The 13,837-nt window shown below is 61.5% G+C and carries 24 protein-coding genes and 1 pseudogene; 15 read left to right on the plus strand and 10 right to left on the minus strand.

What is annotated here, in order from left to right:
* The first annotated feature begins 30 nt into the window (after positions 1–30).
* The gene (locus tag BMI85_RS21620) at positions 31–252 is read left to right on the plus strand and encodes a hypothetical protein (RefSeq protein ID WP_246832536.1); all 222 of its coding nucleotides are present in this window, start codon (positions 31–33) and stop codon (positions 250–252) included.
* 80 nt (positions 253–332) lie between these two features.
* Here the strand turns inward: BMI85_RS21620 and BMI85_RS06580 are convergent, their stop codons facing one another.
* The 8 genes from BMI85_RS06580 to BMI85_RS06615 form a co-directional block, all read right to left on the minus strand.
* Positions 333–1,043: a hypothetical protein gene (locus tag BMI85_RS06580; RefSeq protein WP_246832501.1), complete on the minus strand. Its 711-nt coding sequence runs from the start codon at positions 1,041–1,043 to the stop codon at positions 333–335.
* Complete coding sequence (locus BMI85_RS06585) at positions 1,040–1,615, minus strand: hypothetical protein (protein ID WP_078600332.1); 576 nt, start codon at positions 1,613–1,615, stop codon at positions 1,040–1,042. The genes BMI85_RS06580 and BMI85_RS06585 overlap by 4 nt, the downstream gene beginning before the upstream one ends.
* A 164-nt stretch (positions 1,616–1,779) precedes the next feature.
* The gene (locus tag BMI85_RS06590) at positions 1,780–2,418 is read right to left on the minus strand and encodes a hypothetical protein (RefSeq protein WP_143595014.1); all 639 of its coding nucleotides are present in this window, start codon (positions 2,416–2,418) and stop codon (positions 1,780–1,782) included.
* Positions 2,415–2,648, minus strand: a complete 234-nt coding sequence (locus tag BMI85_RS06595; protein ID WP_078600334.1) for a hypothetical protein — start codon at positions 2,646–2,648, stop codon at positions 2,415–2,417. The genes BMI85_RS06590 and BMI85_RS06595 overlap by 4 nt, the downstream gene beginning before the upstream one ends.
* Entirely contained in the window at positions 2,648–2,866 is a 219-nt protein-coding gene (locus BMI85_RS06600) for a hypothetical protein (protein WP_078600336.1), read from the minus strand. Before BMI85_RS06600 ends, BMI85_RS06595 begins: the two co-directional genes overlap by 1 nt.
* Positions 2,863–3,651 carry a hypothetical protein gene (locus tag BMI85_RS06605; RefSeq protein ID WP_078600338.1) on the minus strand — a complete coding sequence of 263 codons (789 nt, stop codon included), beginning with the start codon at positions 3,649–3,651 and terminating at the stop codon, positions 2,863–2,865. The genes BMI85_RS06600 and BMI85_RS06605 overlap by 4 nt, the downstream gene beginning before the upstream one ends.
* On the minus strand, positions 3,651–4,160 hold the full coding sequence (locus BMI85_RS06610; protein WP_078600340.1) for a DUF1937 family protein: 510 nt from the start codon (positions 4,158–4,160) through the stop codon (positions 3,651–3,653). The genes BMI85_RS06605 and BMI85_RS06610 overlap by 1 nt, the downstream gene beginning before the upstream one ends.
* Positions 4,157–4,477 carry a hypothetical protein gene (locus BMI85_RS06615; RefSeq protein WP_078600342.1) on the minus strand — a complete coding sequence of 107 codons (321 nt, stop codon included), beginning with the start codon at positions 4,475–4,477 and terminating at the stop codon, positions 4,157–4,159. The genes BMI85_RS06610 and BMI85_RS06615 overlap by 4 nt, the downstream gene beginning before the upstream one ends.
* Positions 4,478–5,013: 536 nt before the next feature.
* On the opposite strand from BMI85_RS06615, the gene BMI85_RS06620 reads away from it, so the two are divergent.
* Positions 5,014–5,343, plus strand: a complete 330-nt coding sequence (locus BMI85_RS06620; protein WP_078600344.1) for a hypothetical protein — start codon at positions 5,014–5,016, stop codon at positions 5,341–5,343.
* Between the two features lie 69 nt (positions 5,344–5,412).
* Here the strand turns inward: BMI85_RS06620 and BMI85_RS21070 are convergent, their stop codons facing one another.
* Together BMI85_RS21070 and BMI85_RS06630 are read right to left on the minus strand one after the other, a co-directional pair.
* Positions 5,413–5,763, minus strand: a complete 351-nt coding sequence (locus tag BMI85_RS21070; protein WP_143595015.1) for a hypothetical protein — start codon at positions 5,761–5,763, stop codon at positions 5,413–5,415.
* Between the two features lies 1 nt (position 5,764).
* Positions 5,765–5,980, minus strand: coding sequence for a hypothetical protein (locus BMI85_RS06630; protein ID WP_078600346.1), 216 nt, complete (start codon positions 5,978–5,980; stop codon positions 5,765–5,767).
* Between the two features lie 87 nt (positions 5,981–6,067).
* On the opposite strand from BMI85_RS06630, the gene BMI85_RS06635 reads away from it, so the two are divergent.
* The 13 genes and pseudogenes from BMI85_RS06635 (at position 6,068) to BMI85_RS06695 (ending at position 13,740) form a co-directional block, all read left to right on the plus strand.
* Positions 6,068–6,706, plus strand: coding sequence for a S24 family peptidase (locus tag BMI85_RS06635; protein ID WP_078600348.1), 639 nt, complete (start codon positions 6,068–6,070; stop codon positions 6,704–6,706).
* A gap of 21 nt (positions 6,707–6,727) precedes the next feature.
* Positions 6,728–7,438, plus strand: a complete 711-nt coding sequence (locus tag BMI85_RS06640) for a type VI secretion system-associated protein TagO (protein ID WP_078600350.1) — start codon at positions 6,728–6,730, stop codon at positions 7,436–7,438.
* A 115-nt stretch (positions 7,439–7,553) separates the two neighbouring features.
* A complete protein-coding gene (locus tag BMI85_RS06645; protein ID WP_078600352.1) occupies positions 7,554–7,742 on the plus strand; it encodes a hypothetical protein in 189 nt (62 codons plus the stop codon).
* Complete coding sequence (locus BMI85_RS06650) at positions 7,739–7,954, plus strand: hypothetical protein (RefSeq protein ID WP_078600354.1); 216 nt, start codon at positions 7,739–7,741, stop codon at positions 7,952–7,954. Before BMI85_RS06645 ends, BMI85_RS06650 begins: the two co-directional genes overlap by 4 nt.
* 14 nt (positions 7,955–7,968) lie before the next feature.
* Positions 7,969–8,157 (plus strand): annotated as a pseudogene (locus BMI85_RS21770) (DNA translocase FtsK); the annotation flags it as partial.
* 126 nt (positions 8,158–8,283) lie between these two features.
* A complete protein-coding gene (locus tag BMI85_RS21630; RefSeq protein WP_246832531.1) occupies positions 8,284–8,559 on the plus strand; it encodes a DUF2312 domain-containing protein in 276 nt (91 codons plus the stop codon).
* A 289-nt stretch (positions 8,560–8,848) separates the two neighbouring features.
* Entirely contained in the window at positions 8,849–9,097 is a 249-nt protein-coding gene (locus BMI85_RS21370) for a LuxR C-terminal-related transcriptional regulator (RefSeq protein WP_281480488.1), read from the plus strand.
* 22 nt (positions 9,098–9,119) lie between these two features.
* Entirely contained in the window at positions 9,120–9,380 is a 261-nt protein-coding gene (locus tag BMI85_RS06665) for a hypothetical protein (protein WP_078600360.1), read from the plus strand.
* Entirely contained in the window at positions 9,367–9,999 is a 633-nt protein-coding gene (locus BMI85_RS06670; RefSeq protein WP_078600362.1) for an HNH endonuclease, read from the plus strand. The genes BMI85_RS06665 and BMI85_RS06670 overlap by 14 nt, the downstream gene beginning before the upstream one ends.
* Positions 10,000–10,276: 277 nt before the next feature.
* Entirely contained in the window at positions 10,277–10,465 is a 189-nt protein-coding gene (locus tag BMI85_RS06680; protein ID WP_078548641.1) for a hypothetical protein, read from the plus strand.
* Positions 10,450–11,550: a tyrosine-type recombinase/integrase gene (locus BMI85_RS06685; RefSeq protein ID WP_246832502.1), complete on the plus strand. Its 1,101-nt coding sequence runs from the start codon at positions 10,450–10,452 to the stop codon at positions 11,548–11,550. Before BMI85_RS06680 ends, BMI85_RS06685 begins: the two co-directional genes overlap by 16 nt.
* 319 nt (positions 11,551–11,869) lie before the next feature.
* The gene (locus tag BMI85_RS06690) at positions 11,870–12,499 is read left to right on the plus strand and encodes a hypothetical protein (protein WP_078600366.1); all 630 of its coding nucleotides are present in this window, start codon (positions 11,870–11,872) and stop codon (positions 12,497–12,499) included.
* A 266-nt stretch (positions 12,500–12,765) separates the two neighbouring features.
* On the plus strand, positions 12,766–13,740 hold the full coding sequence (locus BMI85_RS06695) for a calcium/sodium antiporter (RefSeq protein WP_078600368.1): 975 nt from the start codon (positions 12,766–12,768) through the stop codon (positions 13,738–13,740).
* Positions 13,741–13,837 lie beyond the last annotated feature (97 nt).

Consider the following 13,837-nt stretch of genomic DNA (forward strand, 5'->3'; position numbering starts at 1 on the left):
CCGATCGCCAGCTCATCGCACCGGGCGCAGATGAAGTTGGCCGCGACGCGAACCTTCAAGCTCAGCTTCTGCCAGCGCGCAGTCGAGTACCACGCACGCCACGGCGATACCTCACGGCGTCGCACCGTTCGGCTCACCGATGCATCTCCTGTTGGGCTCGAAGTGGTGAAGCGCGACGGCGCCTTACCCAATCGCGACGGCAGACCGCGGCCTGCAAGCTTTCCCATGCATGTCTCGCTGATCTACCACTGAAACGAAGAACGCCCGGCAGCGGGATCTCCGCTCCGGGCGCACGTGTTGCAAGGGCAAGATGTCAACAGCTCTAGATTTCGTCAAGAACTTTCTGCTCGCCACGGATGAAGCGGCGGCATCTCATCGGTGATTTTGATGCCGGAAAGCACACCGGTCAGCCTCAGATGCGCACCGATCTCCAGCAGCGCTCCCCACCATTGCAGGTAGTTGCGCCGGGCCGCTGCGATGGTGCGAGCGGTTGGGGTGAAGATCACGGGGCAGTACCGCACTGGGTCATGGACAACGACGCCCTTTCGGTTCCGACGAGGTGCAGCCTTCCACCCTACTGACCCGAGATCTGCAGCGTCTGCCGTCGCCGCCCCACGGCCGTGTCGGTTTCCCTTCCATTCTGCCGCGACACAGCGTGGACGAGCATCTTTCATCCAGTCAGGCCGCATCCCGACCCGTGCAAGTTCCGCCACCTGCAGCGCCATCTTTCGACCGCCGGAACCTTCCGAAAGCGCGGCGACCTGTGACGAGATCATCTGCGCGTCATCGTGCGGTTCAGAGTACCCGCCACCGTCGACCCGGCACCCGAGCCGCCCGCGCTTCATCAACGTCCAAACCGAATCCGCGCTGCCACCGCCAGCATAGCTGTCAGGGTCTCGCTCTTCCGCGAAATCGATGCTGGATCGCTCTGTTGCGAATGCCCAGACCAACGCGGCCTCGATCGACAGCTCGCGCATTCCGCGCCCAACTCCGACCGCCGCAATAGCGACCGACGCTTGCGAGAAGTCCAAAACTTTTGTCATTGCGCCCCACCTGCACTGGACCACTCTTCGCACCGGGCGACCACCTCGCGGCGCCGATCTCGCCACTGTGCTTCCTGAGGCGTCACCTCGCGGCCGGCCATCAAGCGTCGCTCGATATCTTCCAGCCTCACGATGCTGTCTCGCGCTCTGCTCTGCGCCTGGTCGACGATGTAGGAACCGGGCCAACGGCGGTGCTTCTTAATCTCGGCGAGCAGCTCTGGAGCGAACCCGCCATCAAGCGCGCGCCGACCAATGTCATGAGCGAAAACCTTGCGCATCAGGGGTGATCCGTCATCGCGCGGCGGTTCGATCTCGACAGCCCATTTGAGCAGATCGTTCGCGATTGGCATCCGGTCCCGCCCCTTGCCGCCGGGCTGAGCTGCCGCGCATTCTTCGAGCGCGTCGAGACCAGCCTCTGTCATATAGGCCAGCCGCGCGCAGAGATCGCGGATCATCTCGTCATACTGTGCCCGCGTCAGCGTCGATGGCTTCACCAACCCGCGGCGCTCAAGCGGAAGCACGAGGTGCTCCCTGACCCGCTTCTCTCCGGCTTCCTGATCTGCGCTGTCCATGGCTCAGGCTCCTTTTCTCAGCACTTATCCACATCTCAGCCCGCGTTCCGGTGCGATCTCTGGCGCGGACTGTCCCTCTGTCTTTTCTATTTCTCTGTCTTTTCCCTATCGTGCGGGACAGTCTGAGATTGTCCGAGACTGTCTCGAACTGTCCCCGGGACACTTCAGGACATTGTTCGGCGGTTCTTCATGTTGAGGGTGAGCATGTGATCGGACCACGCCGCCATGGCGCGCTCGATCCATTGCGAGGTGCGGTATTCGCATCCTTGCTCTTGCAGCCACTGATCCATGAAACGGATCGCTGCATCGTTCTTCGCCAGCTCGGCGTGGTATCCAGCTATGACGCTGCGCAGGCGCTGGATGCGCTTCTTTGCGTTGGCAGCCTCGTTCCGCGCACGGTTGTCTTCCTTGCGGGAAATTGCCTCGGTCAGCGTGCGCAGAACCATCGGATGCATCAACCTGACCTCTCCGCCCTCGACGATGCATTGCGACCACTTGTGCAGCGGCCCGAAGTCGAGACGACAGAGCGACCGAAAGTGCGCGGCGTCCACGAACAACAACTTGGCGAGCAGCTCCATGTCGAGCGGCAGCGTACCGATCGGCGACTGGTCATAGGAGATATTGATCAGGTCGAAGTAATAGGCCCTGCACTCAGCCGTCGCCTTGAGGCGCATGTCGCTGTTCAGCCAGCGGCGGCGTTCCCAGACCATGAAGTAATGGCTATCGAGCCGGTCTTCCGACCCGAGAGGATATTCCGGCAACTCTCCCGAATCCACCAATGTCATCGGAGCAAGCTCGCTCATTCGCTCACCTCGTGCGCGGCAAGCTCTGCCTCGACCGCGTCGGCAAGAGCACGGAGTTGCGCAGGCGTCTCGGCGCGTGGGAAGTCATTCCAGAGCACCGGCCGCGCGTCACCGAGGTCGCGCAGGATCACCATCGACACGCCCGCCTCGCCTCGCGATAGGCGCGCGATACAGTCTCCAAGAGGCAGCTCGCGCAGCGCGTCTTTCCGGGTCACCTGGGCGCCAGCCATCACCAGTACCCCGCTGCGACAGCTTCGAGCGGCTCGCCGCTCTGCGTCGTGTCGGCGTGTCGAATGTCATTGGTGATCCGCAGAACTGACCCGCGCGCCATCCCGAAGCGCGTAGCGATCGCGGAGGCTGCAAACCCTTCGCAGCGAAGCTCGAGCATCTTGAGATCGCGCTCATCGTCGGCACGATCGAGCGTATGCGTGCCCCGGTGTGGCATCATGCAGCCCTCCGCTTCGCTTTTCCACTCGCCTCAAGCCTTGAAAGCACGGCGCTCACCGTCTCTTCCGCACGGCCAGTGCAGGCTGCGATCTCGGAGACGGACATTCCTGCCCGCCAAGCACGAAACCAAACCATGTGGCGTGCCCGAACGAGAGCTGCTTTGCGGCACCGGCCGAGGATCGCGTGGCGCGATAGCCCCGTGAGTTGGCGCTGGAATGAGAGTGCCGCCTCGAAACGAGTGTCGACAGGCAATGCATCGACCTCGATCTCACCAACACGCTTCTTTTCAGCTGCGGCGGCTGCCGCGTCCTGCGCATCGCGCTCACGCTTCAGGCGCACAGCAGCATGCACCGCCTTCCAGAGAGCAGAGTGGCGCCCGAGCTTCTTTGCGTGGGCGATGTAACCAGGGGAGAACCCAAGCGCCCGATCGGCAGCGGCATGGGAGCTGAACGTGATACCGGAGATCGTGATCGGCATAGCCCGCGAGACGCCGTATCGCTGCGGCAGCCCGATTTGGTCGATGCGGCCATCGTTCAGTGCCTTCCAGATCGCGCCCGGCGTCACACCGAACTCCTTCGCGGCAGCGCGGGCATTCGGATAATCGACGCCTCTGATCCGGATCGGCATAGCTTTGGCGGACTGGCCCAAACCAATCTTGTCTGCGCGCCCGCGGCGCAGCATCAAACGGACATTTTCCGTCGAGACCCCGAGCGCGCGCGCGGCGTCAGCCGTGGTGGCGTATCTGACGCCTCTGATCTCGAAATCTGTCCATACGCGCGCGCCCATCAGCATACCTCCGCAACCGGCGAGGCGATCAGGCAGACCGGCACATTCCGTTCAAGCGCCCAGCACGCTTCACGCCAGACCCCGATCGAGCGATCCCAGCCCGAAATCGGCGGCACGGCGAACACGGCAGCATCGCGCATCAGAGGCAAACACCACGCCGACCAGAAGCTATCATCGAGCGGGTCTGGCCCCTGCCCGAGATCAATCCCAATCTCGCAGATCGCAGTCGACAGGATCACAGGAGACACCGCGCTCGCGCCCTCCTGCGCTAAGCGCCACGACCAAAGAGCGGCAGCAGACGCGGCCTGCCGACCGAGCCAGCGATCGAACCTGCCATCCGCATTGGTCACTTCGCGGCGGTATGGGGTCGCTAGATAGACCGATCGACCGGAGCCGAGCCCCGCAACCTCAGGGACGCTCACGCCGGGCCGCAGAAGCTTCGAGCCATCAAAGAGGCCCTTCAGGGCAGACCAGTCTGGGGCCGCGTACTGAATATCTGCGCGGATCATGCGGTCACCCCTGCATCCTGCAACGCGATAACCGCGCCAGAGGTGGAAAGCTCGAAGATCCGAAGATCACCATTGGCCTCACCGCCCTTGCCGCGCTGAACCCAACCGGCCGCGCGCAGGTGAGACAGCACCTCAGCTGCGAGCACCCGTTGTGCCGCCGGGAGACAGGTGACGAATTCGCCATAGGTCAGCGCAACAGGTATGAGTTTGCCGCTGCGCCGGCGCAGGAAATGCGCCAGAGCTGGGCGCCTGGTCGCAGGGTCTGTCGCGCGCGCCAGCACAGCACCACCGATCACTTTGGATGCGAGCGCATTCATTGGAGGCACCCCGATGTCGAAGACTGTGAAAAGGCGGGCGAGGCGAACCCCGCCCGCAGGTCCAACAAGGAAGGCCGTGCTTTTCCCCGCACGGAAGGGATCCGCACGCGGCGGGACATGTGGGGCCCCTGCCCCGCCGCGTGATCTCGGCACTCGGAGGAGAAGCGCGCCGAAATGGAAATGGGCGCCGGGGAATTCCGGGCGTCACCGCCCCCGGCTACGATGTTACCTGCGTTGTGGGGCCGCTCGCCCGGAATGGGGGCGGGGGCTTTCCGACCGTGACCGCCCCCCGCTACGGCTCGCAACCCATGGCTCCATAGGCCGGCCGGAAAGAAAAGGACGCGCGGTGCGAGCAAGCCCCGCGCGCCAGTTGAGCCCGTGCGGGCGGCAGTGAACACAGGTTTCGAACCCCGCACATGGCATATTTCGAAAGGTTTTGACGCTGCGCTAGTTTTGCGCATGCTGAATAGGCACTCGACCGGAGCACCACCTCCGGCCGAGCAATCCACCCGGTCACATTGGAAAGGACCAACCGAATGGAAACCCTGTTTGGCAAGGTCGCAGGCGATCTTGCCGCCCTCGTGAGCGAGAAATGGTATGCCGGAATGGGACTGATCGGGCTTTTGATTTTTATGTGGGTTCTCGTAATCGGAACCCCGCACGACGACGTGCTGATTGGACTGATTGCAGGCGTGATGATCGGATTTGGCTTTGGCGAAGCGGAAACGCGAACCTTTCGGCAGATCGTTGGAAGCGACTTTAAGATCACCGGACCCGCCAGAAAGATTACCGTCGTCAGCGTCGTGCTTTACATTTCCGGCACGGCCTGTTTGATCGCTGCGATCTGGCGCGCAATGACCCTTTGAGAAAGGGTGCTTCCGCGCTTTCTCCAGCCCGTTTGCAATCAGAAGATCAACCCCACACCGGCGCATAGTTCACGCCTCGTCCATGAAACGCGCGAACGCCTCGGGCCAGGTAATCGCCGCCAGCGCCACCTTATCGCCAGAGGGCCGGTTCGTGCCGTCCCACCAATTGCATGCGGTCTGAAACGTCACGCCAAACGCCGACGCGACATCTTCCCGCGAACCGAACAGGTGACGGATCAACGCTGACCAGCGATCGAGAAACGCCACGCGATAAGGCAATGGATCAACGCGCCAACCATGCGCGCGGCGATGCGCTTCGCGGCCCCTACCGCGACCGTCGAACGGATTGGGATGGGACTTTTGCGCGGGCCCTTCGGCAGGCTGCGGAGATGAGACTGAAACGAGATGAGGTTTGGTCATGTCAGGAAGCCTTTTTGCGATTGGTGCTCTCACCCGGGGGGTTCATCCGCATCCACGCTCGAATTCGATCGGCGTTCGCCATCGTCGGACTAGATGTTCCGGCAACCCACCCTGCCCAAGACGACCACTTTGCATTGATTGCCGCGCGCAGAACCGCTTGCGGCTTCATGCCAGCATGCCGTGCATAGACTTCGATTTCGGTGATGAGCTGTTCCATGCCTCATTTGGTGGGGTAATTTTACTCCCAGGTCAAGGGTATTTTTACTTCATGGATGCGATGACAAGCGCGGGGTAAAATTGCCCAATGACACTGAGCTTTCTTGACGCCCTTATTGCCGCCCAAGAGCGAAAGGGAAATTCGCTGCGAAAAACCGCAGCGGAGGCAGGCGTCCCCTATGACTTCCTCAAAAACGTGATGCAGGGAAAGAGCCAGCGCCCGAATCTTGAAGATGCAATCAAGATCGCGCGCTACTTCGGCGTAACGCTGGAGGAGTTTCTCGAGGGCGCTTCGGCCGAAGAGCCCGCAACCATCGCAGTCGCAGGGCAAGTCGGTGCCGGCGCGAAAATCGAGCTCGTAGACGCACATCCAAAAGGTGACGGGCTCTTTCATGTCGCCTGCCCGGCAGACCTATCGCCCCATGGCATTGTCGCCGTCGAGGTCGCGGGCGACTCTATGACCCCGGTCTACGAACCAGGAACCATCCTCTTCTACACCCGCGACGCGCTCGGCGTGCCGACAGAAGCGATCGGCAGAATTTGCGTCTGCGAGGATGACGAAGGCCGCGCATGGGTCAAGCAGGTGAAAACCGGCTCGGAGCCGGGCCGCTTCCACCTCATCTCGATCAACCCCATAGCAGAGAACCGCCATGACGTCGCCCTGAAATGGGCAGCGCCGGTCCGCCTCAGCCTACCCAAGGAATTCGTGCGAAAAATACATACCTGACCAACAGAAAGACCTATTTCGATGAAGGCCATCATATTTGCGACCGCCATTCCGCTCTTGGCATGGAGCCTGAGCGTCCCCGCATTGGCGGAGACCACATCCAAGGAGGCAGCCGGTAGCAGCTGTGCGAAAATTGCCGATGACGACAAGCGCCTGGACTGTTTCGACGCCGCCTTCCAGAGCAAGCCGGCCAAAGAGGCCCAAAAAACCGACCAAGACAGCGCGTTGGCAAAACAGACGGACGACCCGTCGTCCGTCTTCTACACCCCGATTAAGCCGGAGCCCCGGAAAAACTGGTTGGTGAATAGTGAGACCTCGAAGCTGGACGACTCCAAGATCGTGAGGATTTCCACCCTCTCTTCCGAACCGATGCATGACCGCTTCCAAGCCAAGGACCCTGCCGCGTTGGTGATCAGGTGCGAAAGCAACACGACCAACGCCTACATCGTCTTCGGCGGCCTGTTCATGTCGTCCAATTCGGGGCACGGCGTTGTCGCCTATCGAGTCGATGATCAGCAACCAGCACGCGTCAATATGCGCGAGTCGAACAACAACATGGCGCTCGGACTCTGGAACGGAGGATCATCCATTCCGTTCATCAAGAACCTTCTCGGCGGATCGAAACTGTATGTAGAGGCAACTCCGTTCAGCGAGGCCCGCGTCAGCATGACCTTCGATATCTCGGGGATCGATGACGTGATCAAGCCGCTTCGCGAGACTTGCCACTGGTGACGCCACAAGCCCGCACCATACGCCCGGCCCAGATGGGGTAATTATACCCCTTTTTACTTGACAGGGTATTTTTACTCCATATTCTAGTCTCTATCGCAACCCGATGGAGGCATCCATGCATACTCTCACGACGAACTGGGCGAAGACCCTCGTGACCGATCCGACCCGCGCTGCCGCCGCCAGCAAGAAAGCGCGCGAGTCCGCGTGGCTCAGCCTCATGCACGAGCGCGGGAAGCGCTGTCGCTATAGTTGGAACTTCAGCGACCGCGTTTCCCGCCACGGTGGCCCCGGAGACGCAGCATGACCGAGAGTTATGATCGCCTCCGCGACCAATTCATTCGCGATGAGACCGCCAAGGCGGAACGGCAGGACGCCGAGTTCTTCTCGTCGCAAGAACACCTGAACAGCAACGCAATCCGCGCCGACAGCTGGCAGGATGCATTGCGTCTTGGCCCGGTGGTTCTCGCTCTTACGATCGCGATCGCTTGTGTCGCGCTAATCGCACTCATCCCCTAACAGCGAGGCTCGACATGCTCGATACAAGCTCCCCAGAATTCGACGCCCTCGTGGCGGAAGCACGGAAGATCATGTCCGAGCACGGGAAAGCCTCGACCTCGTTCCTCAAGCGAAGGCTCGCGATCGGCTACAACAAGGCAGCGCAGATCATCGAGCACCTTGAGAAAACCGGCCTCATCTCCGCACCCAACCACGTTGGGAAGCGCGACATCCTGCCGAGCGCAGACGCCAATGACCCCGCCGTAGACACGGTCGAAATCGGGCCGGTCTCGCTCGAACAGATCCGCAAGACCCGTGAGGCTTTGCGCAAACAGCAAGGATATCCACCGATGAAACATGACCATGATTTCGCACAGGCAGAGAACAAGGCCTACTCCGTCGCCGCCGATGAGCTCCGCCAGTTCATCGAGCAGTTCGAAAGCCTCGAAGCCGAGAAGAAGGACATCGCCGAGCAGCAGAAGGACGTCATGTCCGAAGCCAAGGCCCGCGGCTACAACACCAAAGTGCTGAAGAAGATCGTCGCCCTGCGCAAGCGCGACAAGGACGACGTCGCCGAGGAGGACGCGATCTTCGACCTCTACAAGTCTGCGTTGGGTATCGAGTGATGTCTCCGACGGTGCTCCAAAGCCAAACGCAAAGAGAGCACTCTCCTCTGCGGAATGTCGAAAATGTGCTAGGAGGACGTAAATGTACGAGTAGATCGGCTTCAGTAATTGACGAACCACAAACTTTTCGCACCCGCCGTGGTGCTGATCCTTACGCTGATCGCTTGGTTTTCAGCCACAACTTATCGCGCAGCCGTTGATGCGGACTCTCCGCCACCAACGGAACAAGGTGAGGACGTCGCGGAATAGGCGATGCCTCGCAATTCGCCTCCAACCGGGAGCCCAAATAATGTTTTTTCAAGGACCCATTCAGCCCGCAACCCTGCCGAGTTTCACCCCGCGTGAGCGAGATATGATCCCACTGCTCGCCATCCCCCGCAAAGTCGCGGCACGTCGGCTTTCATGCTCAGAGAGCAACGTGAAAGCAATCTCCACCAACATCTGCCAGAAACTCGGAGTTGTCGATCGTCAGAGCGCGCTCGTGCGCCTCGCCGCTGCAGGCGTCGCGATCGAAGTGATGGAAACCCGAAACACCTGACAAACAACGCGAGGACAGGACGATGAAAAACAAGCTCACCGACTTGAACGATCACCTGTTTGCTCAGCTGGAGCGGCTATCGGACGAAGACCTGACGCCCGAGCAGATCGCGACCGAGGTCAGCCGGACCGAGGCCATAGTCTCCGTCGCCGACAAGATCACTTCGAACGCGGATCTGAAGCTCAAGGCCGCGAAGCTGTTCGCGGAACACGGTCAGGCCATTCTGCCCATGTTGCCCCAGATCGGCGGCAAGACGAAGGAAACCGACAATGCCGAAGGGTGAGCGGATCAGCTACAGTGAGGAGGAGCTTGCGTGGATCGAGGCGCATAAGTCGATGATCCGTCGCGAGGCACACGCGCTGTTTGTCGAGAAGTTCGGTCGCGAAGATGTTTCCCTCGCCAACTATCACTCCCTATGCAAACGGCACGGTTGGCTCACAGGCCGCACCGGACAGTTCGAGCGCGGCCACGAGACGCACAACAAGGGTATGAAGGGCTTTTGCGCTCCTGGTTCGGAGAAGGGCTGGTTCAAGCCCGGCGAGCGCCGCGGCGTGGCTGTTCGCCTTTATCAGCCCATCGGAACCGAGCGCGTCTCGAAGGATGGCTACCTCGAGCGCAAGGTGAACGATGATCTTCCCCTCCAGAAGCGATGGCGTGCGGTTCACCTGATCAACTGGGAAGCCGTCAACGGGCCGATTCCGGCGGGCCACGCGCTCAAGTGCCTGGATGGCGACAAGCAGAACACCGACCCGACGAATTGGACACTGGTGTCGCGCTCGATGCTCCCCCGCCTCGCCGGAGCAAAGAAGGGCGTGCATTACGACAGCGCGCCGAACGAGCTGAAGCCGACGCTGCTCGGGATCGCGCGCCTCGAACAAGCAGCTCGGGAGGCGAAGAAGTGACCAGGAGATCGCAATGCTCCCGCTACGCATAGCAAACGCCACACGCATCCTCGCTGAGTCTCAAGACGAATATTACGCGCTCGCGATCAGGCACGAAGTCATAGACGGCGCCAACCATATGACGAGCGTGTGGGAGCCAACGCCATCGGAACTGAAGATGCTCAATGGAGGCGGTGCAGTTCGCCTGACAATACTCGGCACTGGGCATCCGCCGGTAATGATTACCGCGCAGCCCGCGCCAAGTCTGTCCAGCTAACCCACGCAAACCGGAGCCCCCATGCCCGCCCCAGCCGCAACAGAAGCCGCGATCAAGCGCGCCCTAGCCGCCGCGAAGGCGACCGGCCTTGCCGTGACCAGCTTCACGGTGACGCGCGACGGCACGGTAACCGTCTCGACCGCCCAGAACATGGACAGCCAGCCCGAATCCTCTCAAGCTCGCAAACCGAAGCAATGGGCCAAGAGGTGATGAATGTGCGGGTCGACTTTCCGGGGCTGCTGATCGAGCGAAACCGCAACGGCTCGCCGCGCTACCGCGTGCGGGTCGAGGGTGACAAAAAGCGTCGCATCACCATCCCCGTCGCGCCGGACCATCCCGACTTCGCGAACCACTACTACGCTGCGCGCGCCGGCGAGACGTGGCAGCCCGGATACCGCCGCGCCGTCGAGAACTCCCTCGACTGGCTCGTGATGCGCTACCTAGACCATTTCGAGAAGACCGTCGCAGCCGGGACTGCCAGCGCCGACACGCTTCGCCAGAAGCGGTCCGTCCTGGGCCGCATGCTCGACCACAAGGACGCCAACGGCACGCGCTATGGCGAGTGCGACATTGATGCGCCCGCGAGCGCCTTCGTCGAGATCCGCGACGCCTGGGGCGCGACACCTGGCGCGGCTGACAACATGATCCGCTCGGTGCGGGCGCTCTACAAATGGGCGATCGAGCGCGAGTATGTCGCCAACAACCCCGCCGCCGGCATCGCCGCGATCAACACCGCATCGAAGGGCGGCGCCGTTCCATGGACGCCGGATGATCTGCTCAAGTTCAAGAAGAAGCACCCGCCGGGTACGACCGCGCACCTCTGGCTCACGCTGCAGGCTTTCACCGCTTGCCGCGTTGGCGATGCGATCTGGCTTGGGCGCGATCAAGAGGTAACGCGCAACGGGCAAATCTGGCTCGACTGGCAGCCGCGGAAGAAGGGATCAGCGTTCGTATCGATCCCAATGCTCCCGCCCCTCTACGAGGCCACCCGAGCCGCGACGGTCGTCGGACCCACCTACTTGCTAGGCGAAATGGGAAAGCCGTTCGGCAGCTCGGAGAGCCTGCGCAACCGCATCCGGAAATGGTGCGACAGCGCCGGCCTCTACGGGAAGTCATCGCACGGCGTGCGCAAGGCCGTGGCGCAGATGATGGCCGAGGCCGGCTGCACGCAGCACCAGATCATGTCGGTGATGGCGCACACTCAGGCAAAGACGTCGGAGATCTACACGAAGCGTGTGGAACGTAGGAAGCTGGCCGCGTTCGGCGCCCAGGCGCTGGCCGGAATCAAGTGGTAAAGCGACCCCGGTCACTTCGAAGCTGGCCGGTCAATTTTCAATAAGTCTGGTAGCGGATCCGAAGTCGCGACGAGACGAAATCTTCGGCTCCACGCGTGATCGCCTCAAATCATGTATGCTTCACAAACCTTTTATCCGCGGCAATTTAATAAGATTTTTGCCTCAATTGTTTTGCCCCATACCCCATAGGCTGCTGAAGGCACGTTATTGAATCCCTCGTAGTGCTTAAGACGGCCTGCCGGCGTCATTCCTACACGCCCGGACATTTCGTCCACCTGGCAGATTGTTTGGCTGGCGCCAGAATCAAGAGGAGATCAAAATGAAGTCTAAGTACGAACGTATTTTTCTTGCGGCCTGCTCTTCCCTCGCCCTCGCAGGTTTGAGTGCGCTCCCGGCGCAGGCACTATCAGTGGGAGTGAGCCTTGGTGGCATCAGCGCTGACGTAGGCGTAGGAGGCGGCGGCGTGAGTGCTTCCGCCTCGATTGGTGGCAGCGGCGACACAAGCGGTGGCGGTGGCACAAGCGGTGGTGGTAGCTCGAGTGGCGGCGGCGGTACAAGCGGCGGTGGCGACACGAGTGGCAGCGGCAGCGGCGGCACAAGTGGCGGTGGCACCGGCGGCGACGTTGCCAATGGCAACGGAAGCTACGCCGAGCAAAGCGGCGGCAAGCTCGCATCTGGCAGCAATGCCGCAGCCTTGGCCAAAGCGCACGCCTATGTCGGCTCTACGCTTATTTCGTCGGATGGGCAGTCTCTTGGCATGGTTCAAGACGCGCAGCCGCGCCAGGGCGGCCGCTATTCAGTGAAGCTGATGCTCAACCCAGCGCTCGGGTTCGGCCAGCGCGAAGTGATGCTGCTATTGAGCCCAAGCGGGAAGCCCTCTGGTTTCACGCGAATTGGAATGACCGAAAACCAATTCCGGTCAGCGATTGCTCCCCAAGTCAGCGGGTAACCCGCGCCCGGCGTGGCGAATAAAGTTCGCCGCGCCAGCTTCCGGTAATTGGATAGCGCGCAGTCTCTTCCTCGCAAGAATGGTAAGTCGTGCTCAAAGAGCCGATGATACCTGCCGCATCGCAAATCAACAGACTTTCGCGCATCACCTTCGTTTACCTAAATCGCTACACCCTCAAGCGCTTAGAAGGCGCCATTGATAATTGCGCCCGGCACCACCACCTGATGCGCGACAGGCGGCAATGACCGCGCGAGGGGGGGACAAGAATGTTCGAGATATGGCTGCCCATTCTGGCGGGGCTGGTGGCGCTGGTGGCAGGTGGAGAGCTTCTCGTTCGCGGTGCGGTTCAGACTGCCGAGCGGATTGGCATCTCGCCGCTCGTGATTGGGTTGACGCTGGTAGGGTTCGGCACCTCAACCCCGGAACTGGTGACCTCGGTGCAGGCCGGGCTGGGCGGATCTCCGGGCATTGCCTTCGGCAACGTAGTGGGATCGAACATCGCGAATATCCTCCTGATCGCCGGCGTCTCTGCCGCGATCACTCCGCTCGTCGTGGCACGCGCCGCATTGCGGCGGGACGCATTGGTGATGCTCGGCGTTGCCATCATTTTCGCAGGGCTTGCGCCTTTCATGCCGATGGGACGGATAGTCGGGCTCGTATTGATCGCGGGGCTTGTGGGCTATCTGGGTTTTGTTATCCACCAAGAACGCACGCGAAGCGACCGAGGCGCGATCTATGACAAGACGTTCGCCCTCTCCGAAGCCGATCCGGGCCTCGCGCCGCCCCATGCACCTCGCGGTCTCGTTGGGCCGCTACTAATTGCGCTTGCCGGACTGGGCCTCGTGGTCTTCGGGGGATCGCTGCTGGTCGGCGGGGCCGTGTCGCTCGCTCGGGCTTTCGGCGTTTCGGAAACGATCATCGGTCTGACCATCGTAGCGATCGGCACCTCGATGCCCGAGTTGGTCACCTCGGTCATGGCCGCGCTGAAGCGGCAAGGCGAAGTCGCCTTCGGCAATGTCGTTGGATCGAACATCTACAACATCCTCGGCATCGGCGGGACGACCGCGCTGATCGCCCCATCGCGTGTGCCCGTGGAGATCGCGCGGTTCGACGCCCCGCTAATGGTGATGGTGTCGGTCCTTCTGGTGGTTTTCGCGGCCACTGGCCTGCGGATCAACAGATGGGAAGGGCTGGCTCTGATCGCGGGCTATGGTGCCTATCTCTGGATGCTTTGGCCGTGAGGTAGAAGCGCCAAAGGTGAACGCCAAGGTAAGAGATTTTCCATTTCGACCTGCTGGGGAGGATCGTCACGCCGATCCGAAAAAAGCACCGAAGCCG

The sequence above is a fragment of the Thioclava sp. DLFJ4-1 genome (assembly GCF_002020145.1).
In the GTDB taxonomy this organism is placed as follows: domain Bacteria; phylum Pseudomonadota; class Alphaproteobacteria; order Rhodobacterales; family Rhodobacteraceae; genus Thioclava; species Thioclava sediminum.